19 protein-coding genes are annotated in these 26338 nt (G+C 48.0%); 12 read left to right on the forward strand and 7 right to left on the reverse strand.

Annotated elements, in window-relative coordinates; genetic code table 11:
- Positions 1-3 precede the first annotated feature (3 nt).
- Positions 4-2439 (forward strand): bifunctional aspartate kinase/homoserine dehydrogenase II, encoded by a 2436-nt coding sequence (locus AC6I8U_RS01345; RefSeq protein ID WP_498017555.1) that lies wholly within the window; start codon positions 4-6, stop codon positions 2437-2439.
- Between the two features lie 237 nt (positions 2440-2676).
- Positions 2677-3567: a methylenetetrahydrofolate reductase gene (gene metF, locus AC6I8U_RS01350; RefSeq protein ID WP_042477154.1), complete on the forward strand. Its 891-nt coding sequence runs from the start codon at positions 2677-2679 to the stop codon at positions 3565-3567.
- A gap of 77 nt (positions 3568-3644) precedes the next feature.
- Here metF and AC6I8U_RS01355 read toward each other — a convergent pair whose 3' ends face one another.
- From AC6I8U_RS01355 to argE, 3 genes are all read right to left on the reverse strand, one after another.
- The gene (locus AC6I8U_RS01355) at positions 3645-4184 is read right to left on the reverse strand and encodes a PadR family transcriptional regulator (protein ID WP_042477158.1); all 540 of its coding nucleotides are present in this window, start codon (positions 4182-4184) and stop codon (positions 3645-3647) included.
- A gap of 458 nt (positions 4185-4642) precedes the next feature.
- Positions 4643-7276, reverse strand: a complete 2634-nt coding sequence (gene ppc, locus AC6I8U_RS01360) for a phosphoenolpyruvate carboxylase (protein WP_498017556.1) — start codon at positions 7274-7276, stop codon at positions 4643-4645.
- A 182-nt stretch (positions 7277-7458) separates the two neighbouring features.
- Positions 7459-8598, reverse strand: coding sequence for an acetylornithine deacetylase (gene argE / locus AC6I8U_RS01365; protein ID WP_446568971.1), 1140 nt, complete (start codon positions 8596-8598; stop codon positions 7459-7461).
- Between the two features lie 168 nt (positions 8599-8766).
- On the opposite strand from argE, the gene argC reads away from it, so the two are divergent.
- The 3 genes from argC to AC6I8U_RS01380 all read left to right on the forward strand — a co-directional run bounded on the left by argC (position 8767) and on the right by AC6I8U_RS01380 (position 11890).
- Complete coding sequence (gene argC, locus AC6I8U_RS01370) at positions 8767-9771, forward strand: N-acetyl-gamma-glutamyl-phosphate reductase (protein WP_498017557.1); 1005 nt, start codon at positions 8767-8769, stop codon at positions 9769-9771.
- 14 nt (positions 9772-9785) lie between these two features.
- On the forward strand, positions 9786-10574 hold the full coding sequence (argB, locus tag AC6I8U_RS01375; protein ID WP_498017558.1) for an acetylglutamate kinase: 789 nt from the start codon (positions 9786-9788) through the stop codon (positions 10572-10574).
- 98 nt (positions 10575-10672) lie between these two features.
- The gene (locus tag AC6I8U_RS01380) at positions 10673-11890 is read left to right on the forward strand and encodes an argininosuccinate synthase (RefSeq protein WP_042477170.1); all 1218 of its coding nucleotides are present in this window, start codon (positions 10673-10675) and stop codon (positions 11888-11890) included.
- Positions 11891-11988: 98 nt separating this feature from the next.
- Here AC6I8U_RS01380 and AC6I8U_RS01385 read toward each other — a convergent pair whose 3' ends face one another.
- The gene (locus tag AC6I8U_RS01385; protein ID WP_498017559.1) at positions 11989-14199 is read right to left on the reverse strand and encodes a DUF7151 family protein; all 2211 of its coding nucleotides are present in this window, start codon (positions 14197-14199) and stop codon (positions 11989-11991) included.
- Positions 14200-14665: 466 nt separating this feature from the next.
- Here AC6I8U_RS01385 and argH point away from each other — a divergent pair, with 466 nt between their 5' ends.
- Together argH and AC6I8U_RS01395 are read left to right on the forward strand one after the other, a co-directional pair.
- Complete coding sequence (gene argH / locus AC6I8U_RS01390) at positions 14666-16540, forward strand: argininosuccinate lyase (protein ID WP_042502697.1); 1875 nt, start codon at positions 14666-14668, stop codon at positions 16538-16540.
- A gap of 376 nt (positions 16541-16916) precedes the next feature.
- The gene (locus AC6I8U_RS01395) at positions 16917-17270 is read left to right on the forward strand and encodes a RidA family protein (protein WP_042477174.1); all 354 of its coding nucleotides are present in this window, start codon (positions 16917-16919) and stop codon (positions 17268-17270) included.
- A gap of 130 nt (positions 17271-17400) precedes the next feature.
- Here AC6I8U_RS01395 and AC6I8U_RS01400 read toward each other — a convergent pair whose 3' ends face one another.
- Entirely contained in the window at positions 17401-18837 is a 1437-nt protein-coding gene (locus AC6I8U_RS01400) for an IS1182 family transposase (protein WP_498017560.1), read from the reverse strand.
- A 119-nt stretch (positions 18838-18956) separates the two neighbouring features.
- On the reverse strand, positions 18957-19685 hold the full coding sequence (locus AC6I8U_RS01405; protein WP_042477176.1) for a redoxin family protein: 729 nt from the start codon (positions 19683-19685) through the stop codon (positions 18957-18959).
- 163 nt (positions 19686-19848) lie between these two features.
- Between AC6I8U_RS01405 and oxyR the strand changes: the two genes are divergently transcribed.
- A complete protein-coding gene (oxyR, locus tag AC6I8U_RS01410) occupies positions 19849-20736 on the forward strand; it encodes a DNA-binding transcriptional regulator OxyR (protein ID WP_498017561.1) in 888 nt (295 codons plus the stop codon).
- A 60-nt stretch (positions 20737-20796) separates the two neighbouring features.
- Here oxyR and AC6I8U_RS01415 read toward each other — a convergent pair whose 3' ends face one another.
- Positions 20797-23445: a penicillin-binding protein 1A gene (locus AC6I8U_RS01415; protein ID WP_498017562.1), complete on the reverse strand. Its 2649-nt coding sequence runs from the start codon at positions 23443-23445 to the stop codon at positions 20797-20799.
- A 146-nt stretch (positions 23446-23591) separates the two neighbouring features.
- Between AC6I8U_RS01415 and pilM the strand changes: the two genes are divergently transcribed.
- From pilM to AC6I8U_RS01435, 4 genes are read left to right on the forward strand one after another with little or no spacing between them, the layout of a single operon-like run.
- Positions 23592-24569, forward strand: coding sequence for a pilus assembly protein PilM (gene pilM, locus AC6I8U_RS01420; protein WP_498017563.1), 978 nt, complete (start codon positions 23592-23594; stop codon positions 24567-24569).
- A 1-nt stretch (position 24570) separates the two neighbouring features.
- Entirely contained in the window at positions 24571-25212 is a 642-nt protein-coding gene (locus AC6I8U_RS01425) for a PilN domain-containing protein (RefSeq protein ID WP_498017564.1), read from the forward strand.
- On the forward strand, positions 25212-25790 hold the full coding sequence (locus AC6I8U_RS01430) for a type IV pilus inner membrane component PilO (RefSeq protein ID WP_498017565.1): 579 nt from the start codon (positions 25212-25214) through the stop codon (positions 25788-25790). The genes AC6I8U_RS01425 and AC6I8U_RS01430 overlap by 1 nt, the downstream gene beginning before the upstream one ends.
- On the forward strand, positions 25787-26296 hold the full coding sequence (locus AC6I8U_RS01435; protein WP_498017566.1) for a pilus assembly protein PilP: 510 nt from the start codon (positions 25787-25789) through the stop codon (positions 26294-26296). Before AC6I8U_RS01430 ends, AC6I8U_RS01435 begins: the two co-directional genes overlap by 4 nt.
- Positions 26297-26338: the final 42 nt, after the last annotated feature.

Genomic DNA, 26338 nt, shown 5'->3' on the forward strand with positions numbered 1-26338 from the left:
GGCATGAGTCAAAGCAGTACCCTGAATAACAGACAAGGTAAGCAGTTGCACAAATTTGGCGGCAGCAGCTTAGCAGACCCTGAATGTTATCGCCGAGTGGTCTCTATCTTAAAAGACTACTCTAATGAAGAAGACCTTATTGTGGTCTCGGCGGCGGGTAAAACCACTAACCGTCTCATCGAATTTCTAGATGCGCTCAATAAAGATGGGCGTATCGCTCACGAGCACCTGCAGGCGCTTCGACAGTTTCAGATTGAGCTGGTGGAGTCACTACTAACAGGTGAAGAAGCCGAAGGTCTGGTCTCTCAGTTACACGACGAATTTAGCACGCTTGGTGAGCTTAGCTATCCGCTCACAGACGCTGAGCGCGCATCGGTATTAGGGCACGGCGAGGTGTGGTCTTCACGCCTATTGGCAGCACTGCTTAGACAGAGCGATTTGCCTGCAGTGGCACAAGACGCAAGAGCCTTCCTTCGCGCTGAGTTCGGCACTCAGCCAGAGGTAGACCGCGCTAAATCATACCCGCTAATCAAAGAAGTATTGGCGCAGCATGCGCATCACCGTGTGGTGATCACTGGCTTTATGGCACAAAGTGAATGCGGCGAAACCGTGCTGCTGGGTCGTAATGGTTCTGACTATTCAGCTACTGTCATTGGCGCATTGGCGGAAGTGTCATGCGTGACGATATGGAGTGATGTGGCTGGTGTATACAGTGCGGATCCACGTGTGGTGAGCGATGCATGTCTATTGCCTCTGCTGCGTTTAGATGAAGCCAGCGAACTGGCTCGTCTTGCAGCACCTGTGTTGCACAGCCGCACGCTTCAGCCTGTTGCTCAAAGTGCGATGGACTTGAATCTACGCTGCAGCTATCAATCTGAGTCTGGTTCAACACGCATTGAGCGTGTGCTTGCATCAGGGCGCGGCGCAAAAATCATCACGTCACTCGATGAAGTTCTGCTTATTGAACTGGCATTTGGTGCGGGTCACGACTTTGAGCGTGCACAGACTGAAGTGCTTAATAGTCTTAAGCGTGCACAATTGGCACCGTTAGCGTTCGAAGCGCAGGCGGACCAATCTCGACTTCGTCTTGCTTATACCGCTGAAATTGCCTCTGGCGCGCTTACTGAGCTGCAAGACCTGGCGATTGAAGCTGAGATTAAGCTCAAAGAAGGCTATTCCATGCTGGCTGCGGTAGGGGCGGGCGTGACTAAAAATGCCAACCACTGCTTTGGCTTCTATCAGCAACTTAAACATGCGCCAGTTGAGTTTATTTCAGAAGCTGAGTCTCAGTTGAGTCTTGCTGCTGTGCTACGTAAGTCAGACATTCAACCTCTCGTGAAATCGGTCCATACTCAGCTATTCCAAGCGCAAAAGCGTGTTGCGGTGGCTCTGTGTGGTAAAGGCAATATTGGCTCAAGCTGGCTATCACTATTTAAAGAGCAGAAAAGCGAGCTCGAGAAACGTCGTGGTATGAGTTTCAACTTAGTCGCGGTTATCGATAGCCAAACCTATTGGTTTGATGAAGATGGCATCGACGAGCAGCAGGTACTTACGCGTTACGAAGACGAAGCGATTGAATACCAGGGTGATATCTGGTTACAACGCCTAGCGGCACTCCAAGGCTATGATGAAGGCGTGGTGTTAGACGTGACGGCGAGTGCGGCACTGGCGGAAAGATACGTCAGCATCGCAGAGCATGGTCTCCACCTCATCTCAGCGAACAAGGTTGCGGGCTCTGCTCCAAGTAATGACTATCACGCCGTGCAAGATGCGTTTTCGAAAACCGGTCGACACTGGCTCTACAACGCCACTGTGGGCGCAGGGTTACCAATAAACCATACCGTTCGCGACCTGCGTGAAAGTGGTGATGACATCGTTGCGCTTTCAGGGATTTTCTCGGGCACCTTGTCGTGGTTGTTCCAGCAGTTTGACGGCTCTGTACCTTTTGCAGAGCTTGTCGACCTAGCGTGGCAGCAGGGCTTAACCGAGCCAGATCCTCGCTCAGATCTCGATGGCTCTGATGTGATGCGTAAGCTAGTCATCCTGGCTCGTGAGTCAGGACTCGATATCGAGCCTGACGCCGTCGAGGTGGAGTCTTTGGTGCCTGAAGAGCTTGCTGAGCTATCACTCGAGGGCTTCTTTGAAAAAGCCACGCTGCTTAGCGAAATCTTGCAAGAGCGTTTAGAGAAGGCTCAACGTGAAGACAAAGTGCTGCGTTATGTTGCTCGTTTAGATCGACAAGGTAAGGCTCGTGTAGGGATTGAAGCGCTGTCAAAAGAGCATGCGCTGGCAAACCTTCTGCCTTGCGACAATATCTTTGCGATTGAGAGTAAGTGGTATAAAGACAATCCGCTGGTTATCCGTGGTCCTGGTGCCGGTCGAGAAGTGACTGCAGGGGCGATTCAGTCGGATTTGAATTTGATGTCGAGCTTCTTCTAAACAAAAACAGGGAAACGAGAAATCGTTTCCCTGTTTTTGTTTGTGATCTTCAATTTCCCTAACTCTCCACATGAAAAAAATTCATAATCCCTCTATTGACTTTAAAACCCATTCATTTCATTCTGTAGACATATAGACGTCTAAACGTCAAAAATTAAAAAATCATCATTTAAAGACAGACAGGTTTTAATCTGAGATTGGATGGGATAACCAATCTTGGTGATTAGGGAGAGGACCATGGGATACACACACGCAGGCCACATTGATGCTTTGAACCAGAATATTGCTGAGCTATCGGACAATATTAATGTTTCATTCGAGTTCTTTCCGCCGAGCACGCCGACAATGGAAGAGACGCTGTGGAAATCGGTTCATCGCCTAAAAACACTCAAGCCTAAGTTTGTCTCAGTGACTTACGGTGCTAACTCTGGTGAGCGTGACCGTACGCACTCTATCATCAAAGAAATTAAATCAGAGACAGGCCTTGTGGCAGCGCCGCACCTAACTTGTATTGATGCGTCACGTGATGAGCTTATCGATATCGCCGAAGATTACTGGGCGAATGGCATTAAGAACATCGTTGCTCTGCGTGGTGATATTCCAGAAGGCGGCGGTCAGCCAGACATGTATGCGTCTGACCTAGTTGAACTACTAAAATCTCGCCATGATTTTGATATTTCAGTCGCTGCGTTCCCTGAGGTTCACCCAGAAGCGAAGAGTGCACAAGCGGATCTTCTTAACCTAAAGCGTAAAGTGGATGCGGGTGCGAACCGTGCGATCACTCAGTTCTTCTTTGATGTAGAGAGCTACCTACGCTTTCGTGACCGCTGTGTAGCGGCTGGTATCGATGTAGAGATTGTTCCAGGTATTCTGCCTGTGACCAACTTTAAACAAGCGTCACGCTTTGCAGCGATGAACAAGGTGAAAGTACCAGGTTGGATGCAAAAACAGTTTGAAGGTCTAGATGACGACCTAATGACTCGCCAATTGGTGGGTGCGAGCCAAGCGATCGATATGGTGCGTGTACTGAGCCGTGAAGGTGTAAAAGATTTCCACTTCTACACCCTAAACCGCGCAGAAATGACTTACGCACTGTGCCACACACTCGGCGTTCGCCCTGAAGCATAACCGAGAGTTTTAGTCCCAAACAAAAAACGCCAGTCTTTGTAGACTGGCGTTTTGCTATGCGTTGAATCAGTAGTTGATTACGCGAGTGCTTCTAGCTCAGCAAGCGCTTCTTCGGCCCAGTCTAACCATGCTTGACGTGCAAGTAGGTTGCGACGAAGAGTCAGACGCTCAAGGCGTGCGTGCTTCTCTAGCGTGCTTGGTGTTGCGTAGTAGGCTGCTTCAATCTCACGGTAGTGTGCAACCAGCTTTTTAGACTCTTCGATAAGCTCTTCGAGTTGGATGCGGAACGCCGCTGAAGGCTGAACTGCACAAGCCGCTAGCTTCGCTGAGAACTCATCACGAACGGTTGGGTGTACGGTTGGTTGCTCAAACCACTCGCCAAGCGCCCCGCGGCCAGCGTCAGTGATTGAGTAAACCTTACGGTCTGGTTTGCCTTCCTGAGGCTCAAGTTTACAGGTAACGAGGGCTTTATCAGCCATCTTGTTTAGCTCACGGTAAACCTGCTGGTGGCTTGCCTTCCAGAAGTAACCGATGCTAGCAGAAAATTCCTTAGTAATGTCGTAGCCAGTCGCGTCACGAGTGCTTAGGACAGTAAGGATAACGTGTGGTAGTGACATGTCTTAAATCCAAATGGTCAAAATCTTAGTAATAGTTATATTGTTCTTATAAGTGCGTTTGCGGTTAACCGTGTGAGCACCGAGCAAGCGCCCTGGAATCTGCCGTGATTCCGGGAAACTCGCGCAAAGTGCATTTGTCTCGCAAAGAGCTATGCGTGTTACAAAGCACTGTGTATCGCACAAAAGAACAGCGCACCGCACAAATGTGGGCACTAATAACCGTGTTTAAAGCCTTTGTCACCTAGACAGCCACATGAACATGTGACCCGCGCTGCTGACGTCGTGTTTTTTTATTTATCGAACAGCGGAATGTAATTATATCTGAATTATATAAGCAAAAAGTGGAATAGAATGCGATACCACTTCAAAAAACTAACAAAACTCTCAGTAAGTATGCCAGTAAAAAGAAAAGGCCGCAATGTGCGACCTTTTGTCTCTTTTGTAAAATAATATATCGTTTAGCCAGTATTTCGCATACCAGCCGCGATGCCAGCGATGGTTACCATCAGTGCTTCTTCTAGCTCAGACTCGGTTTCTTCGCTTTGACGAGTACGATATAGCAGCTCGGCTTGCAGCATGTTGAGAGGCTCAACATAGATGTTGCGCAGGCGAATCGATTCTTGACCCCAAGGGTCGCTTTGCATCAGGTGGTTGTGGTTTTCTACGTTCAGTACCGCAACAATGTCTTTTTGCAATTGACCACGCAGCTTGTCACCAAGCGGCAGCAATTCTGGATCCGCTAGACGCTTGTCGTAGTATCGAGAGATTTCCATATTACACTTGGTGTAAACCATCTCTAGCATGCCTAGACGCGTTGAGAAGAATGGCCATTCGCGACACATCTCTTCAAGCAGTGCTTGGTGACCTTTATCGATAGAGTATTGAATTGCCTCACCAGCACCAAGCCATGCAGGAAGAACCAGACGGTTTTGGCTCCATGAGAAGATCCATGGAATCGCACGCAGGCTTTCTACGCCGCCATTCGGGTTACGTTTCGCAGGGCGAGAGCCAAGAGGCAGTTTGCCCAGCTCCAGCTCAGGCGTTGCTTGGCGGAAGTAAGGAACAAAGTCCGGCTCGCCGCGAACCACTTTACGATACGCATCGCATGATACTTCAGAGAGCACTTCCATTAGGTCGCGCCAATCTTGTTTCGGCTCTGGTGGCGGCATTAGGTTCGCTTCCAGAATTGCACTTGCGTATAGGTTAAAGCTGTTAACCGCAATTTCAGGTAGACCCAGTTTAAAGCGGATCATCTCGCCTTGCTCAGTCACACGCAGGCCGCCTTTTAGGCTCTTAGGTGGCTGAGATAGCAGGGCTGCGTGTGCTGGCGCACCACCACGACCAATCGTACCGCCACGGCCGTGGAATAGGGTGATGTCGATACCCGCTTCTTCACCAACTTCAACCAGTTTTTCCATCGCGCTGTACTGTGCCCAGCCTGCCGCCATCACGCCGGCGTCTTTTGCTGAGTCAGAGTAGCCGATCATGACCATTTGATGGTTTTGGATGTAGCCACGATACCAGTCGATATCGAACAGCTGCTTCATCACTGCTTCAGAGTTGTTCAGGTCATCAAGGGTTTCAAACAGTGGGCAAACGTCCATACGGAACTTACAGCCACACTCTTGAAGAATAAGGTGCACAGCTAGCACGTCAGAGGCCGTGCGGGCCATAGAGATAACATAAGCACCAAACGCTTCACGTGATTGTGATGCAATCACTCGGCACGTATCGAGCACTTCTTGAACTGGCTCTGAAGGTTCCCAATCGCGTGGTAACAATGGACGCTTTGAGCTTAGCTCGTTGATAAGGAAAGAAACCTTGTCTTGCTCGCTCCACTGGTCGTAGTCGCCTAGACCAAGGTGGCGCGTTAGCTCAGAGATAACATCTGAGTGACGTGTGCTTTCTTGACGGATATCGAGACGTACTAGGTGAACACCGAACGCCTTCACGCGGCGAAGAGTGTCAAGTAGTGAACCATCGGCAATGATGGCCATACCACTTTCACGAAGTGACTTGTAGCAAGCCATGAGCGGTTCCCATAGCTGGGAGATGTCTTCAAGGATTGGCTTGTTCGGCACGTCTTGTTGATTGATTTGTGCTTCTAGCACTTCCAATGTATCAATCAATAGCTTACGAACTGGTTTCAAAATGGCGCGGTATGGTTCGTGTTCGTCACCTGCAAGGTCACGAACCTGATCGTTACACTTAACCATAGAAAGCTCAGTGATAAGCTCTTGGAAATCTTTTAGATAAAGCTCAGCCGCTTTCCAGCGAGACAGTAGCATCACTTCACGCGTGATTTTATGCGTCACGAATGGGTTACCGTCGCGATCACCACCCATCCAAGATGAGAAGTGTACTGGGCGTGCATCGATCGGCAGTCCTTCGTCTAAATAGCCTTTTAGGCGCTCGTCAAACTCACGCAAGAACTCAGGAACCGCATCCCATAGTGAGTTCTCAACCACGGCAAAGCCCCATTTCGCTTCATCAAGCGGCGTTGGGCGCTGCTGACGGATCACATCTGAGTGCCAACTTTGCGAGATGAGCTGCTCCAGGCGACGTTCGGTTTTCTTGCGCTCTTTATCAGACAGCTCGTTAAGCTCTAGCTTAGAAAGACACTCGTTAATTTTGACCAGCTTGTTGATCATGGTACGGCGAGTGATTTCTGTTGGGTGAGCGGTCAGTACAAGCTCGATGTTGAGATCGCGAACGGCCTGAACGGTATCAAACTTGCTGACATCTTGCTGGCTAAGTTTAGAAAATAGGGTGTAGATTGGGTCTGGTTCACACACATCGGCTTCGCAGCTGCGCGAGATCGTATGGTATTGATCGGCGATGTTGGTGAGGTTTAGGAACTGGTTAAATGCGCGAGCGACTGGGGTCAGTTGCTCATTTGGCAGGTTTTTAATCTCTTCAATGAGAATGTCACGATCGGCTTCATTGCCTGCGCGTACTACGGATTTAGAAAGCTTACGAATCTTCTCCACTTTCTCTAGGATCTCGTCTCCATGCGCTTCCCTGATGGTGTTACCCAACAGGTGCCCTAGCATCCTAACATTGCTCTTCAATGGGGCATATTTTTCGTTCATAGTCGTCCTGCCTTGTAATTTAACTACATCCGTTATTCCTTATCAGCCTCACAATCTAGCGAAAAATGTTAGTGCGAGTCAAATAAAGTAAACCAAGTTTGCATTTATCGTGCTGGCACGAAAAACGCACACTTGGTCGAGTTAAAAGGTTGAATTGTTGAAAATTTATTACAGAATATCGATCACTCGAAGCAATATTGGCGCATTGCTTTGGCTAAAATATCTATGGTCGGGTCAATAAAATCAAAGCTTAAGAACTCATCTGGCTGGTGAGCTTGGTCTATTGAGCCTGGGCCGAGCACCAAGGTTGGGCACAGCTGCTGCAAAAATGGTGCTTCAGTACAATAGTTAACCGTTTCTGATGGGGTTTCACACAATGTTTCCATTCCACCAACAAATGGGTGTTTATGATCGCACTCATAGCCAGGAATTGGCTCGTGTAGCGCGGTAATGGTTAAGCGCCCCGGCCATTTCGCTTCCACTTCTTTGAGTGCATCACGCAATAGGTTATCTAAACCATCTAAGCTGATACCCGGCAGCGGTCTCACATCGTAATGCAGTTCACAGCAGCCACAGATCCGGTTAGCGCTGTCACCGCCATGAATATGGCCAAGGTTAAGGGTAGGGCTAGGGATGGCGAAACCAGGGTGGTGATACTCTTTCACTAGCTTGTCGCGCAGTTTCATCATTGCGTACATGACTTCATGCATGATTTCGATGGCGTTAACGCCCAATGCCGGGTCTGAAGAGTGACCCGATTTACCCGTCACTCGAATCGCATTGGCTACATGACCTTTATGGCCACGAATAGGCACTAGGCTGGTGGGCTCGCCAATAATGCAGTAATCCGGTTTGAACGGTGCGTTGTCGGTAAAGTGTCTTGCACCCAGCATCGTGGTTTCTTCATCACAGGTTGCCAGCACGTAAAGTGGTTTGGTTTGCTTGCTCCAGTCGATTTTCTTGACGGCTTCGTAGATAAACGCGAAGAAGCCTTTCATATCTGCAGTGCCCAAGCCGTAGAAGCGGTTGTTGGCTTCGGTCAGATCATGCGGGTTGAAACTCCAGCGACCTTCATCAAATGGCACGGTATCACTGTGACCTGCCAATAGTAGACCGCCTTCGCCTTGCCCCTTCTTGGCAATCATATTGAACTTGTTCGGTTCAACCTCGATAACCTCAACCTCAAAACCTAGGTCTTTCATCCATGTCGCCAGCTTCTCAATAACTTTCTCATTGCCATGATCCCAGCTTGGGTCCGTGGAGCTAATCGAAGGTGTGCTGATCAGGCCTTTATAGACCTCTAAAAAACTAGGTAATTGCATATTATCTTCGCTTCTACTGTTGACAGATTAATCTTAAGACTGTAAAACACATATTAAATCATAATTAATGAATAAAAAATCAATTAATGGCATTTTTTCTATATTTATAATCATTAATTGCAAGTTTTACTAACAACGTTAAATCGACTTACTTACGGAATCAGAGTCATGCTAAAAACCACTATTATTGGCGCATCAGGATACACAGGAGCGGAACTGGCTCTCATGGTGACCAAACACCCAGAGCTCACGCTATCAGGTTTGTACGTGTCCGCCAATAGTGTCGATGCACGCAAGCCGATTTCTCAGTTGCACGGTAAGTTGGCAGGCTTAGTTGAAATGCCAGTACAGCCGCTGGTCGATGTGCAAAAAGCAGCAGGCGAGTGTGACATTGTATTTTTGGCAACAGCCCACGAGGTGAGCCATGATTTGGCGCCAGTGTTTTTAGCACAAGGTTGCCAAGTGTTTGACCTATCAGGCGCTTACCGCGTGAAAGCCGATGACTTTTATACCACCTTCTACGGCTTTGAGCATCAGCACGAAAACTGGTTGGACAAGGCGGTGTATGGCCTTGCAGAGTGGAACGCAAAAGAGATTGAAAGCGCGCAGCTCGTGGCAGTACCAGGTTGCTACCCAACCGCTTCACAGTTGGCAATTAAACCGCTGCTAGAAGCTGGTCTTGTCGATAGCACTATGTGGCCAGTTATCAACGCAACGAGTGGTGTCTCTGGCGCAGGACGTAAAGCGTCGATGACCAACAGCTTTTGCGAGGTTAGCCTTCAGCCTTATGGGATTTTTAATCACAGACACCAACCAGAGATTGCAACGCATTTGGGTTGTGATGTGATTTTTACTCCGCATTTAGGCAATTTTAAGCGTGGCATCTTGGCGACCATCACCATGAAGCTTAACGATGGCGTGACTGCGGAGCAGGTTGCATCAGCATTTGCAACGGCTTACGAAGGCAAGCCAGGTGTGCGCGTTAAAGGGGAAACTATCCCAAGAATTCAAGATGTTGAGAACACACCGTTCTGCGATATCGGTTATAAGGTTCAAGGCCAACACATCATTGTGGTGTCGGCAATTGATAACCTGCTAAAAGGTGCATCGAGTCAAGCGATGCAGTGTTTGAACATCAAAAATCAGTTTGCACAGCTAACCGCGTTGGTTTAGTCGAGGAGAGCAGCATGAGTCAGCAAAATACACCATTAGTGATCAAGTTGGGCGGCGCGGCACTGTCGTGCTCAGATACGCTTGGACAACTATTTAAGGCTATCTCTGATTACAGCCAGCAGGCGCAGCGAAGCATCGTGATTGTTCACGGTGGCGGTTATCTGGTAGACGACCTAATGAAGAAGCTCGACATTCCTACTGTTAAGAAGCAAGGTTTGCGCGTGACACCTTATGATCAAATCCCTTTGATTGCGGGCGCGCTAGCGGGCACAGCAAACAAGCTACTGCAAGGTGATGCAATTAAAGCGGGTCTTAATGCGGTAGGTTTGAGCCTTGCTGACGGTGGTCTTTGTGAAGTGACTGAACTCGATCCTGAACTTGGCGCGGTAGGCGATGCTAAGCCAGGTAACCCAGCGGTTTTACAGGCGATTTTAGCTGCAGGTGCATTGCCAATTATTAGCTCAATCGGTCTTGATAGCCAAGGTCAGCTGATGAACGTTAATGCCGACCAAGCAGCAGTCGCAGTGGCTGGTGCATTGGACGCAGAATTAGTGCTGTTATCTGATGTAAGTGGCGTGTTGGATGGCAAAGGCCATCTGCTACCAAGCCTGACGAAGCAAGAAGCGGATGCGCTGATTGAAGGCAAAGTCATTACCGATGGCATGATTGTTAAGGTACAAGCCGCACTGGAAGCGGCTAACGACCTAGGTCGACCAATAGAAGTGGCGACATGGCGATACCCAGAAAAATTAGTCGAATTGTTTGCAGGTAAGAGTATCGGCACACAGTTCGTCCCAAACTGAATTATCAGAAAGTAAACCAAATTTACGATTAACGAATTTAAAGTGAAGTAACCCCGAGAAGCTGACCGCCAAAATCAGGCTCGGACAAGGAGAGAGACATGAGTAAACCATCTGTAAAAAAAGTTGTTGTTGCCTACTCTGGCGGTCTAGATACGTCAGTGATCATCCCATGGCTAAAAGAGAACTACGACTGTGAAGTTGTGGCATTCGTTGCTGATGTAGGTCAAGGCGAAGAAGAGCTTGTGGGTATCGAAGAAAAAGCGAAAGCATCAGGCGCATCTGAGTGCTACATCGCTGACCTGAAAGAAGAAATGGTCGCTGACTACATCTTCCCAACACTCAAAACGGGTGCGTACTACGAAGGTAAGTACCTACTAGGTACATCAATGGCGCGTCCGATTATTGCTAAGGCTCAGGTAGAAGTAGCGCGTAAAGTGGGGGCTGATGCACTGTGTCACGGCTGTACAGGTAAAGGTAATGACCAAGTGCGTTTCGAGGGTGCATTTGCAGCTCTTGCCCCAGACCTAACCGTGATTGCGCCTTGGCGTGAGTGGGATCTCGTCAGCCGTGAAGAGTGTCTAGATTACCTAGCGGAGCGCAACATCCCTTGTACTGCTTCACTCACTAAGATCTATTCACGTGATGCAAACGCATGGCACATCTCTACAGAGGGCGGCGTTCTAGAAGATACATGGAATGCGCCAAACGATGATTGCTGGGCATGGACAGTGGATCCTGAGCAAGCACCTGATCAAGCAGAATACGTGACGCTAGAAGTAGCAAAAGGCGAAGTAGTTGCCGTTGACGGTGAGAAAATGACGCCATACAACGCTCTGGTTTACCTTAACGAGAAAGGCGTGAAGCACGGCGTTGGTCGTATCGACATCGTTGAAAACCGTTTGGTCGGTATGAAGTCTCGTGGCTGCTACGAAACCCCAGGGGGCACAATCATGATGGAAGCACTGCGTGCGGTTGAGCAGCTAGTGCTAGACAAAACATCGTTTGAGTTCCGTGAAGAGCTAGGTGTGAAAGCCTCACACCTTGTTTATGACGGTCGTTGGTTTACACCCCTTTGTAAGTCTATCTTGGCAGCGTCGGAAGAGCTGGCACAAGACGTGAACGGCGAAGTTGTGGTTAAGCTATACAAAGGTCAGGCAATTGTGACTCAGAAACGCAGCGTAAACAGCCTGTACTCAGAAGAGTTCGCAACGTTTGGTGAAGATGAAGTGTACGACCAAAGCCATGCTGAAGGCTTCATCCGCCTTTACTCGCTATCAAGCCGTATCAGAGCATTGAACGAAGCAAAGAAAAAGTAGCGTTGGTTGACCGTTTTTAACGTTCAATAGAAAGAAGCCCTCAGTTGTGTCGACCAACTGAGGGCTTCTTTTTTTAGAATTACCTAATAGTACAACAACTAGTTACTTTGCTGTGTTTCTACATACTGGTAGGCAATACTGATGTTTTCCCCTTCATTGGGGATAGCTGATCCGGTAAACACTATTGATTTTGATAGTGGGTAATACTGCCAACCGTCGGCTGAGTCTCTATCGACAGAAACGCCAGCAACTTTGACCGCGATAGATGAAGAGAGTATTTGCTTCGTTTTAGCTTGGGTCAGTTCGTAACCTGCACTTGATGCCCCTGCATTTTGAGCCATCGTTTCAACAAATGAACCATATTCATCGGTTACATTGATGTTGAGTGTTTTACCTAATGTTCTAGTAGCGAGATCATCATACTGGCTGTACGATGCATCGTTAGGGTTTACAATAGAATACACGCGATAACCCTTATCAACGAAAATGTTACTGTCTACATCAAACTTCCCATTGATCGATGTTGGATATTGGCTCGGCTCATCACTCATGATGACTACGGATAATGATGCCCCCGCCCTTGGATAGCCAGCGGCTTCAACTGTCCCACCGGGTAGCAACGCCTTCTCAGAGTAATAAATCCCCCTTTCGGTAGCACTACCCCATGTGCCAGGTTTGAAGTCTTGGGCTATTTGCGCAATATCATTGGTGAAACCTTCGCCGCGTAACTCATCAGTATCCGTAGTGATTGTACCTACCATGAAATCGACACTGGCGTTTAGCATTGTGTCAGTAAAGGCTTTGGTTAGGTCACTAATGGCTTGTTGCTCATCAGACATGCTTCCTGAGTTATCGATAACAAACAAGAAATCTGCTTTGGACACTGTCTGATTCACGGCAGTAAAACTATCGTTTTGCAATAAGAGTTTTGCCTGCTTAGATGAGGTAATGCTTTCTGATGTAGTCGACACTATAAGGTCCGAATATAGAGTTGCTTTGTCTTTTGCTACTAGTGTTGACGTAAGGACCGCTCCACCCGAATCAGGAGCGTAGCTTAGTGTGATGTCTAGCTGATATTCTTTTGCTGCGATCTCTGTTGCAGCAGGAACAAGGGCACTAGCAGTACCGCCGACTTTGTCGATAGCAGTCTGTTGGATCAGTGTTTGCAGCAATGCTGTTAGTGTTTCTTCGGTGCCTAGTGTGATTTTGTATGATGCATTGATATCACCATTTTCAAGAATAGTTTGTGAGGTTTGCACTAACGGGGACCAGCCTGAGAGCTGAGACGCAAACGCGCTCATCATTGACTGTAGCACGACTTCTGTACTTAATCCTTTATCCAATGTTGTCCTCTCCGCTACGAAGCCAGCAAGCTGAGTGTCTTCAGGTGTCGGTATCCCGCCAGACATGGCGGCTGCGCTAGTTGGTTGAGGTTTGGCATAGATAATACTACCGTAAACATCGCCGGTTAGTTGACTGGTGTTGTATCCCTCAGGAAGGAAAACCTGCTTAGTGTTTAAAGACACTGCTTGGGTTGGAGCAGGGGCATCAGCAACAGTAATTTGAACATCTTTATGTTGGACAATGCTCTGTCCCTGTTCGTTAGTTGTGTTGATCTCAAGTGTGTAAGTTTCTGTTCCGGAGATAGCACCCGCTGTAATGGATAGAATGTTCGGTGCATTAACATCTTGTGGTGTCAATACATTACCTCGACTGTCCTTCCATACAAGAGTGTCATTATCGGTCATATTGGATACCGTAGCTGTTAATGTCGTAGTTGAACCTGTGGCCACAATCGCAGGGTTTGCTGTGATAGCGTTGATCACTGGACTAGGTGCGAAGTCAGCACCTAAGCTACATAAGATTTCGTTTTCTAAAACTTCGCTACTATCGAGCAGTCCATTGTTGTTTTGGTCGATGCCTACGAGGACTTGTTGGCCTCCAGCGGAGCATCGATTATCGTCTTTTGAAATAAGAACAGTAGAAACAAGAGCTTGATCAAATATTTCATCGCCTTCGTCTGAAGTCTCGCCGGTACCATCATTGCATATTGTTTTGTTTGAAACGTATTCAATTTCCTCTAGCGTTCCATTTTCATTTTCGTCGTAACCAGCTAGAACTTTTAGACCACCAAAGGCACATTCGGCGCTATCCAGCTCGAGCTTCTCCACTAGCACGACTGCATCTTTTGGTTCAGGGGCTCCAGCACTTGGTGCGCCATCCGAAGCGTCATCACCACATCCCGTAATCAAGAGCGTCGCTATTGCACTAGCCAAAAGCGTTTTGTTATATGTTTTTGTAGTATTCATTCTGATTTCCCTATTATTTGAATTAGCAACCAGTAGTTATAAAATCGGAACCGACATCACCAATTTAAGTTGCAGTGCGTTATGATGCACATCGATTGTTGAGTGTTCTATAGAGAAATTAATAACGTGTGATGTATATCTTGAATTGTTCAATTTGTTGATAAAATTACATTTTATTTGTGAATGGTTTGGGTTGTATTGAGTTGCTTGCTGATTGTTTTAGAGATGAAGAGTATTTTCTACCGATGGTCGTGAGAGGGATAGAAAGGATACATGAACAACCCTATGAATATTTATGTAAAAAATATGAATTTTTACTTTATTTTTAATTCGGTTTGTCGTACCTTGAACCCTATCAACAAAGACACTGAGTTGCATTCAATTCACTCAGCGAGAATAGCGGTTTATTCTTACAATAAGTAACCACAGAAGCAGCGACGCAGACTGAGCAGTTAGGAGAGACACGATGGCATTATGGGGCGGAAGATTTACCCAAGCAGCAGATACGAGATTCAAAGACTTTAATGATTCATTGCGCTTTGATTACCGACTTGCTGAGCAAGACATTGTTGGCTCAATTGCTTGGTCAAAGGCATTGGTTTCGGTGGGTGTTCTTACTGAAGATGAACAGCAGAAGCTAGAGCTAGCACTGAACGAGCTTAAACTCGAAGTGATGGAGAATCCAAAACAGATCCTAAGATCGGATGCGGAAGATATCCACAGCTGGGTTGAGCAACAGCTGATTGGCAAAGTCGGCGACCTAGGTAAGAAGCTGCACACCGGTCGTTCTCGTAACGACCAAGTGGCGACCGACCTGAAACTTTGGTGTCGTCAGCAAGGTCAGCAACTTCTGCTTGGTCTCGACAGACTGCAATCGCAAATGGTTGAGGTCGCAAGAGCCCACCAAGATACCGTTCTTCCTGGTTATACCCACCTTCAACGCGCTCAGCCTGTGACGTTTGCTCATTGGTGCTTGGCTTACGTTGAGATGTTTGAGCGTGATTACTCGCGCTTGGATGACGCCATTAAACGTTTAGATACTTGCCCTCTGGGTTCAGGTGCGCTAGCGGGTACGGCTTACCCAATGGATCGTGAGCAGCTTGCTCATAACCTAGGCTTCAGAAGAGCAACCCGCAACAGCTTGGACTCGGTATCTGATCGTGACCATGTGATGGAGCTGATGTCTATCGCCTCTATCTCTATGCTGCACCTATCGCGTCTGGCTGAAGATATGATCTTCTACAACTCAGGTGAGTCGAACTTTATTGAGCTTGCGGATACTGTGACGTCTGGATCTTCTCTGATGCCTCAGAAAAAGAACCCAGATGCCCTAGAGCTTATCCGTGGTAAAACTGGTCGTGTCTACGGCTCGCTAGCTGGCATGATGATGACAGTGAAAGCACTGCCACTTGCGTACAACAAAGATATGCAAGAAGACAAAGAAGGTCTATTTGATGCACTCGACACTTGGAGTGACTGCATGGAAATGGCCGCGCTGTGTTTCGATGGTATCAAGGTAAACGGCGAGCGTACGCTAGAAGCGGCGAAGCAAGGTTATGCTAACTCTACCGAGCTTGCGGATTACCTAGTTGCTAAAGGTATTCCATTCCGTGAAGCGCACCATATCGTCGGTGTTGCGGTAGTCAGTGCGATTGCCAAAGGCTGCGCACTCGAAGAGCTCTCCATTGAAGAGCTCAAAGAGTTCTCGCCAGTGATTGAGAACGATGTTTACGACATCTTGACGATTGAGAGTTGTCTAGAGAAGCGTAATGCTCTTGGTGGTGTAGCGCCGCAGCAAGTCGCTTACGCGGTAGACCAAGCAGAGAAACGTCTCACAGCGCGTGATAACTCGGCGGTGAAAGTGCGCTCTGCTCGCCTGACGGACATTGATGCGCTAGAGAGCATGGTGGCTTACTGGGCGAACCTTGGTGAAAACCTACCTCGTAGCCGCAATGAACTGGTGCGTGACATTGGCTCGTTCGCCGTCGCAGAGCATCATGGTGAGGTTACCGGTTGTGCGTCGCTCTATGTGTATGATTCAGGACTGGCTGAGATCCGCTCTCTAGGTGTTGAAGCGGGCTGGCAAGGTCAAGGGCAGGGCACAGCGATTGTTCAGCACTTGGTAGAGAAAGCACGTAAGATGGCGATTAAGAAAGTGTTCGTTCTGACTCGTACGCCAGAGTTCTTTATGAAGCACGACTTCATCCCAACATCGAAGACGCTGCTGCCTGAGAAAGTGCTGAAAGACTGTGACCAATGTCCACGACAGCATGCTTGTGATGAGGTAGCGTTGGAAGTGAACTTGGTAGAGCAAATTATTGCCAAGATGAACGTTGCGTAACTTGTTGAAAAATAGGCGAGTAACGAAAAGATCGGAAAAGTTTTAAAAAAAGTTCATTTTTCTGGGAACAAACAAGAAAAGGCACGGTCTATTAAAGTACCACTGCTTTTTCTTAGAAGAATCTAAGAAGGCCCCGAGTCAAGGTTGACTACGGGGCTTTTTTCTTTTTAGTGCTTTTCAAATCTCTTCCCCTTTCAATCTAAACTTCGCACTGTCGATGAATCTAAACATTTGCTTTTACCAGTAGCGGAGAAAAACTGCGGTTCGCCAAGCATGTCACAATGTTCGCGTGTTGCTTGCGCTTGGTATCCGATAGAATAGGCCTTCCTGTTTCAGCCCTATCGTTTGGATAGCCAAATAAAAGAGCAATAACATTATGATTGAACGCCTTCATACTAAAGAGCGCATGAGCCGCATCGTTAAGCACAATGGCACTATCTACCTTTGTGGTCAGGTGTGTGCAGATGCCACTAAAGACATTACTGAACAGACGCAAACCATGCTCGATAAGGTCGAGGCTCTGCTACTTGAAGCGGGCAGCGACAAAGAGCACATGCTGTCTGCGACCATCTATCTTAAAGACATGCAAGATTTCCAAGCAATGAACGCGGTATGGGACGCATGGGTACCCGCAGGCCATGCGCCAGCACGCGCTTGTGTGACTGGAGATATGGCTCGTGAAGCACTGCTGGTGGAGATCTCTGTGATTGCTGCTGAGATTGCTAGCTAGCCATAAGTTTGCAGAAAAACAAAAAATGCGAGCCCATTTGGCTCGCATTTCAGATTGATGACGAACCCCACTTTTTAAGGTGGGGTTCTTTTCTATGAGCGACCGTAGGTCGCGATCGCGATATTTTTTGTCAAGTAACCTGCGGGGCGTTAGTGTTCTTAAAATGGCGTACGTAAGCGAGGATTTGCGCTATTTCACTTCGATTTAGGCCGAGTTTACGCAGATAGTTCACCACCAACGCTATCTTTTTGATGTTTTGAGCAGTTGCCGCCATCCAGCACTGCATCTGTACCTTGGCTAGCCCTCTAAAGCGAGCGTATCGATGACCGTGATGTTGTTTTGCATCCGCGAAGCTTCTCTCTACCGTTTCGCTTCTGCGCCTGTAAGTTTTCTTTCCATAAGCAGAGAGTCGCATCTGGTTGGCTCTCTCCATCGCTTCCGTATAGATATGCCTTGTGATGACCTTCTTCATGTTTTTACTTTGAGTGCAGTCATCTCGCATTGGGCAGAACGCACATTCTTTAGGGTCTGAGTGATACTCCCTGTAAGCATCGCGTGACGTCGTCTTGTAGATAAGTTTCTGTCCGTTGGGGCAACGATAGCTGTCTTTTTCTTTGTTATAGGTAAAGTGTTTCTTCTTGAAGGCATTCTTTGTTCGTGATGGTCTGCGATAGCCGAACACGCCAAGTATCCCTCGACGCTCAAGAGATTCAGCAACAGGGGCCGTGAAGTAACCAGCATCAAGACCAACGGCGATAGGATTGAGATTAAACTGTTCAAGCGTGTGGTCGAGGCGGCGGATGTAAGGTTGGGAGTCATTGACATTCCCCGCGGTCGCGTGGGTATCAACGATGATGCCATGCTGACCATCGACGGTGCGGTGGTCGAGATAGAAGAACCCTTGCGGCTTATTATCTCGGGTCATGAAGCCACTTTCTGGGTCAGTCGTGCTGCTCTTCGTGTTCTTAGCTTTCTGTTCAGCAGTCCGTTCTTTTAGCGGCTTCTTTCCCTCTTTTGCTCGGTCTAGTGCAACGTCTTCATCTAACATCTCTAAATAGGTACTTGCTCGGACTGCTGTTTGTCTATTGGTGTGCTTGTTTTTGTTCGCGTTCGCTTTGAGGTGAGTGCTGTCAGTAAAGAGCTCTTGTCCAGCGACTAAGCCTTTCGCCATCGCTTGTTGAACAATGTTAATAAAGATTCGTTCGAAGACATCCGTACCATTGAATCGACGGATACGATTTTGACTGAGTGTCGAGGCATGGATGACTTTTTCGGTTAGGGACATGCGAAGGAACCAACGATACGCGACATTCACTTCGATTTCTTTGACAAGCTGACGCTCGCTTTTTACGCCGAAGATGTACCCCAGAAGGATAATTTTGAATAAGCGGACAGGGTCTACTGGCGGTCGGCCATTGTCCTTGCAATAGAGGTGGGCCACTTCATCACGGATGAATTCAAAATCGATAGCAGAGTCAATTTTACGCACAAGATGGTCTTTGGGAACAAGTTGTTCCATCGTCACCATTTCGAGTTCGTACTGTTGTGGAGAGGGTTCTTGGAGCATGTAGGAGTATCCCTATTTCGATACTCCTATTAGATCAAAGGTCTAGCTTGAAAGCTAGACCTTTGTCAGCAGTCTGAAATGCGAGCCCATTTGGCTCGCATTTTTTATGGGTAGGAAGTTTAGCCTAGGTAAGCTTCTAGCTCTTCGCTGCCACCAATGTGCTTACCACCGATAAACACTTGTGGCACGGTTGTGCGGCCGCTCACTGCACGCAACGTCACAGTAGTCGCGTCTTTACCCAGTACGATTTCTTCATACTGAAGGTTGTGGTCAATCAGGTTTTGCTTCGCTTTCATGCAGAATGGGCAACCTGGCTTAGAGAATACTGTGATCGATTCTTGAGTCTTGTAGCTTGGCGCGATGTAGTTCAGCATCGTATCTGCATCAGAAACCTTGAACGGGTCGCCCGGCTCATTTGGCTCGATAAACATCTTCTCTACCACGCCGTTTTTCACCAGCATGCTGTAGCGCCATGAGCGTTTGCCAAAGCCAAGGTCATTTTTCTCAACCAGCATACCCATACCGTCGGTGAAGTCGCCGTTACCATCAGGAATGAAGGTAATGTTTTCTGCTTCTTGATCTGATTTCCATGCGTTCATAACGAAGGTGTCGTTTACCGATACACATAGGATTTCATCAACGCCGTGGTCCTTGAACACAGGGAACAGCTCGTTGTAGCGCGGTAAGTGGCTTGAAGAGCATGTCGGTGTGAAAGCACCTGGTAGGCTGAACACAATCACGGTCTTGTCTTTAAACAGCTCATCTGTTGTCACGTTGACCCACGCATCACCCTGACGAGTTGGGAATGTCACTTGAGGTACTGCTTGGCCTTCTTTAGATGCAAACATACTTATGTCCTTCTGGATAATTAAATTCTTGTGAGTCTAGCGTTGCTAACAGAGAGTAGCGTCTATCGCTTTGTTTCGTTGGGACCATTATCAAAAAAATGGTTTGATAGTTCTAATCGTTTATTGTTATGGTATCGATAGTCAATTTCTATCGGAGTAAGCGATGAACATTCGTGATTTTGAATACCTAGTGGCACTTGCTGAGCACAAGCATTTTCGTAAAGCAGCGGAAGCCTGTTTCGTGAGTCAGCCAACACTGAGTGGTCAGATCCGTAAACTGGAAGATGAGATTGGTACCTCTTTGTTGGAGCGTAGTAGCCGTCGCGTGTTGTTTACCGATGCAGGCTTACAATTGGTTGAGCAAGCAAAGCGTGTGCTTAAAGAAGTCAAAACGTTTCGCGAAATGGCGGCGGGTCAAAGTGGCGAGATGATGGGCCCTATGCATATCGGGTTTATTCCGACGGTGGGACCTTACCTTTTGCCGCGTATAGTGCCTCAGCTGAAAGAGTCGTTTCCTGGTCTTGAGCTGTTCCTGCATGAGGCTCAAACGCATCAATTGGTCAGACAGCTTGAAGAGGGTAAGCTCGATTGCTTAGTGTTAGCCTCTGTGCCAGAAACCGCACCGTTTAAAGAGATTGAAGTCTTTAACGAACCGATGAGCATTGCCGTGCCATGCGACCACGCTTGGGCGAAGCGCGACCATGTAGAGATGGATGAACTGAAAGGGCAAACCGTGCTGTCACTTGGCGACGGACACTGCCTGCGAGATCAAGCTCTTGGTTTCTGTTTTGCAGCTGGCGCAACTGATGATGAACGATTCAAGGCAACCAGCTTAGAAACGTTGCGTAACATGGTCGCGGCGGGGGCAGGCATTACTTTGCTGCCTGAATTGTCTCTGCCTAAAGAGAAAGAAAAGGATGGCGTGTGCTACGTGACTGCCGTGAACCCGACGCCGTCTCGCAGTATTGTGCTGGCCTATCGACCTGGCTCACCACTGCGTGCGCGTTTTGAGAAGTTGGCGGAGTCGATTAGCAGTTATCTTGGCGAGTAGCGCTGAAATTTAGATATTAAAAAAGGGGCTTGGCGCCCCTTTTTGCTTGTTAAGTCCAATCTAGAACAGACTCTCACCGCCAGACTCATCATTCGAGTACAAGGTGTCCGTTAGACTCTCCTGCACGTACTCTTTTGGCTCAGTCCCAATCTTAAAGTATTCAAACATGGTCGAACCATCGGTCTTGTTGGTGAGAAGACCAGAGTCACGGTCGATACGCACGCGAGTGATATCATTTGGTACTTGCTTAGCGACTACCTCATGACCCTCGAGCGCCATGCCCATAAAGTCTACCCATGCAGGCTGAGCCGTTTTCGCCCCAGCTTCTGCACCAGTAATCTGTTCTTTACCTAAGTTAGGGTTCGCTGTTGTGCGACCAAGCTTTCTTTGGTGGTCATCAAAACCAACCCAAGCCGTCGCTACAATACCCGGACCATAACCGTTGTACCACGCGTCTTTAGAGTCGTTGGTGGTACCTGTTTTACCGCCCACATCGCGGCGCTTAAGTTTTTGAGCACGCCAACCAGTACCGTTCCAACCAGTGCCTTCACGCCAGTTACCACCGCCCCAAACGTTGCTGTAGAGCATTTCACGCGTCAGGAACGCCGTTTGCTCTGAGATAACCTTCGGCGCATAGCGCGGCTCGTTGGTTTCAGTTAGGTCTTCTTCGTTAAATTGAGCGATATCCAGTGGTTCGATTTCAGACGCATTAGTGGCTTCTTCAATGCTTGGCGCTGCCTCATCGTTAGCCGCTGTAGCGAACTCAGGAGCTTGCATATCCGGACAGTTTTGATGACAAACGACTTTTGGATTGGCTTCAAATTCAACCTTACCAAATGGGTCTTCTACCTTGCTGATGTAGAACGGCTCTACATAGTAGCCACCGTTAGCAAACACAGAGAAACCTTGTGCCATTTGAACCGGCGTCAAGCTACCAGCACCCAGTGCAATGGTCTCAGAGCGAGGAAGCTTAGACTTATCAAAACCGAATCGAGTCAGATAATCACGAGTCTCATCCAGGCCGACTTCACGCAGTACACGAACCGCCATGACGTTCTTAGACTGTGCCAGACCGATGCGAAGACGCGTTGGACCTGTGTACGTCGGTGGCGAGTTTTTCGGGCGCCAAGCAGTGCCAGCACTCTTATCCCACTTGTTGATTGGCGCATCGTTAACTAGGCTCGCTAGCGTCATACCTTTATCCAGCGCTGCGGCGTAGATAAACGGCTTGATACTAGAACCCACCTGTCTAACAGATTGCGTTGCACGGTTAAACTTACTGTGTACGAAGTTAAAACCGCCCACGAGCGATAGCACCGCACCATTCTCGGGATTAATGGCAACGAAGGCCGTGTTTGCATTTGGTACCTGGCTCAAACGCCAAGTGATGGCAATCGGCTCAGCAACTTGATCGTCTTCAGTCTGCGCCTCTTTTTCTTCTGGAGACACATCTGGCGTGATATCAAGATCAGCGGCACGCACCCACACCTGTTCACCAACCGCAACGACGTCGCTCGGTGCTTTCGGTGCTGCACCTTGGCGATCATCGGTTCGGAACTTACGCGCCCAGTTCATGTTCTCCCAGCTGATGGTCTGCTCACCATAGCTCTTCACATAAACCGTCGCGGATTGGTCTGCAACGCCAGTCACAACCGCTGGGCGAAGCTCGCCATAGGTAGGCTCACGTCTCAGGTGCTTAGCAATCTCTTCGTTGGTCATGGCTGTTTGACCAGCCTTCCACAGTACTTTTTCAGCGCCGCGGTAACCGTGTCGCTCGTCGTAGTCTAGAAGGTTTTTAATCGCAGCGACATGACCCGCTTTTTGCAGCTTAGAGTCAATGGTGGTGGTGATACGCATGCCAGATTCGTAAGCTTCTTCACCATAACGACTCACCATCCAAGCGCGCGCAATCTCTGCGACATAAGGAGCACTAAGTTCAATTTCTGCGCCATGGTATTGAGAAATAATTGGCTCAGCACGAGCCTCATCAAACTCAGCCTGCGTGATGTATTTTTCAGACAGCATACGTGATAGCACCACGTTACGGCGCTGAGTAGCACGCTCAATAGAGTAGATAGGGTTCATGGTTGATGGTGCTTTAGGAAGACCGGCAAGTACCGCAATCTCACTGAGTGTGAGCTGATCAAGGTTGCGACCGAAGTAAGCCTGTGCTGCTGCGCCAAAACCGTATGAGCGGTAGCCCAAGAAGATCTTGTTAACGTACAGCTCCATGATCTCTTGCTTTGTTAGCAACTGCTCAATGTGAACGGCGATGAAGATCTCTTTCACTTTACGCATGATCTTCTTCTCATTAGATAAGAAGAAGTTACGAGCTAGCTGCTGCGTGATGGTACTCGCACCCTGTGAGGCACTACCTGACGCGATAACGGCAACCGCAGCACGGGTAATACCTATCGGGTCGAAACCAAAGTGGTCGTAGTAACGGCTGTCTTCCGTCGCAATGAGGGCGTCGATTAGATCTTGTGGGATCTCGTCGTAAGATATTGGGATTCTGCGCTTTTCGCCAAATTGTGCGATCAGCTTCCCATCTTGGCTAAACACCTGCATTGGTGTCTGGAGTTGGACATCTTTTAAGGTCGCGACGTCAGGCAATTCTGGTTTTACGTAGTAGTAAAACCCAAAAATTGTTCCGACTCCAAAGAGTATGCAAATCAATGCAAAAACCAACAGTCTCTTTATGAACTTCACCGAGATTTCCCTGATTAATTAAGGTTACGAGTAGGTAATTACTTGTAGGCTAGGACAAAAATATACCTATAGGGTTAATTAACGCTTATTTGAGCGTCAATCTCAACCTTTTCGCGTTGTTTATGTATTTGTTGAGGTTATTTTTCATGGCAAGAAAATGGATTACGGGGATTGATATAGGCCACCACAGCGCCAAGGCTGTTGTCTTGGTTCGCGATGGGGTGAGCCTCACCCTAGTAAACCATCTGGAGCTCAACGGATGTGATGCTATTTTCTCCGATCCTCACACCCTTAAACATCAGGATAGTGTTAAGAAACTTAAAATTCTCCGAAAGATTGCCCCGTTAATACGCAGTAACGCAGCGATAGTTGTGCCTGAAAGTGCCGTGATCAGTAAGGTGGTGAGCTTAGAGGCAGGGCTTGAAGGGCAAGAGCAGGTTTTTGCAATCGAACAGGCGATGAATCATCAAACGCCGTTTCCTATTGATGATATCGCTCTAGATTTTGTCCAAGAAGTGCCAGAGCAAGGTGCGAACAGCGACGCCTATCGAGTTCATGTGACCAAGAAATCTATGGTATCCAATTGGAGTCAAACCATCGCTAAGCTGGGGTTTAAACCCCAGCTGATGGATACTACTAATGGCGCCATACGTGGTGCTCAGAGTTGGCTGGTCACTCAAGCGTCATCCCTATCGAATTTTGCCGTCTTAGAGCTTGGTCATCAGCATGTTACTTTGCTTCCTCCCACAGGCGTATCGCCTGACCTTGCTAAGTCTTGGTCGATAGATACACAAGATACCTTGCAATTTAACCCATCCGCGCGTTTTAAATCCAATTCTGAAGTGGTGTTTGAGTCAGTAGCAAGCCGAGTCGCCTCTCAGCTTCAACTTTATCGCTCTGTTGTAGGCATAGACTCGATATCAGGCGTTCTACTCATGGGCGGGCATGCGATGGAGGAAGGGTTAGCCGGTGTTGTCGCTAAACACTTATCGTGCGAGGTAAAGGTTGCTGATTATTCGACCTTGAGTTGTCTCAAGAGTAAACGCAGTGAGCGGTTGCCTGCGAGTTTTTCGGCAGCATTTGGCGTTGCGATTAATGGCCTTGACTGGTTGGCGAGTCATTAACATGGCGCTGATCAACCTACTGCCGTGGCGAGAAGAGCAGCGCAACCAAGGTCGCCAGAGACTCATGTTGATGCTGATTACAGCAACGTTATTTGGCTATGTTAGTGCTTACTTCGCCATGGTTAAGACGGAAGGAGAGGTGAGCGCTCAGCGAGATCGAGTCGATTATCTGCAAACGGCAATCCAAGGTTATCGAGATGAGATAAAAGCGCTCTCGATTGCCACCAAGGAGCTCGAGACACTGGAAGCAAGACTGGATTATGTAGAGAAGCTTCAACGTCAGCGGCATCAAACCATTGCCGTCATGAACCTGCTCCCCACCTTGATTCCTGAGCAAGTTTATGTCGATAAAGTTCGGATGGAAGGGGTGAGTTTTAAGCTCAGCGGGATCGGTGAGAGTACGGCTGTACTCGCGCAAATGCTTGACCGGTTTGAGCAATCGAAGGTGATCAATAGTGTTGAGATGCACTCTATTGTTCACAACCGAGAACGATTTGGAAACAAATTCCAATCCTTTCAGCTCTCTTTTCACCTTGATAGTGAGGCGCTTTTGTTATCGGTATTGAAAGAGAAGGTCTCGCAAGAGCAGGCATCGAAAGAGCGGGTATCGAAAGAGCAACAAATACTAGATGGTGAACACTAATGTCATTGGATTTCGATTTAGACGACATTATCGATTGGTCATTAGGTCCACAGCTGCTGTTGGCCGCGTTAATCTTGCTGGTATCCACAACGCTGAGTACGTGGTTTTTGGTCACGCCTAGCTATGAAGATCTGAGTTATTACAAGCAGCAAGAGAGCCAGCTAAAGCAAGAACTAGAGGTGGTCGCACGTAGAGCGGCAATGTTACCGATTGCGGCTAAGCAGATTAAGGATTTAACCATTCACTACGAGCGATTAATGAAGCAGCTACCTGCTCAGCAAGAGCTAGCAAGCGTGCTAGCTGCGATGAATGAGCAAGGCTTGAATAACCATTTAACCTTCACACGCATCAACTGGGGTAAGCGAAAACCTCAGCAATTTTTGCTCAAGCTACCTATCGATATCGAACTGACTGGGAGTTATGACGACATCGGTCGATACACACAAGCCATTGCCGAGCTTCCAAGAATAGTATTGATTGAAAACGCTGAGTGGCAGCGAGTGAGCCTTGAGAGCAGTACGTTGCACTTTCGTGTGAATGCGTCGACTTATCAATACGTTCAGGAGCGCTTCGAATGAGAAACCCTAGGTGGACATTATGGCTTATCACGACGCTACTCGGTGGTTGTAATGCCCATCAAGACTCATTGGAGAGTTTTATTGTCATGATGGAAGCGAAAACCGAGCAACAGCACGTCTCAGAGCGCTTACTAAAACCCGCTGAACTCGTTGAATTCAATAGTTTTCACTCTCGCTCGCCATTTGATTTACCCAAAACGGCGCTTGTTCAAACGCCAGACCGAAATAAAAGTTGCTGGCAACCTAGATCAAGAACTAAGCAAGGGTTGGAGTTATTTCGACTCGATGAGCTGCAAGTAAAAGGTGTGATGAGCAAAGGTGGAAAGATGAGTGGTCTGGTGATGTTGCCTAATCGTCGAGTGGTTCAAGTTGAGGTCGGGCAGTATCTAGGCGAGAACAACGGCAAGATTGCAAAGATCACCGATAGTGGGCTGATCATCGGCGAAACCTTATCCGATGGGTTAGGTTGTTGGTATCAGCGTCAGATTAAGTTGGCGATGAGGTAGTGGAGAAGGCAGTGCAGTATCACGTTAATTTTGGGGCTCGAT

This window comes from Vibrio sp. KUL80 (genome assembly GCF_059725495.1).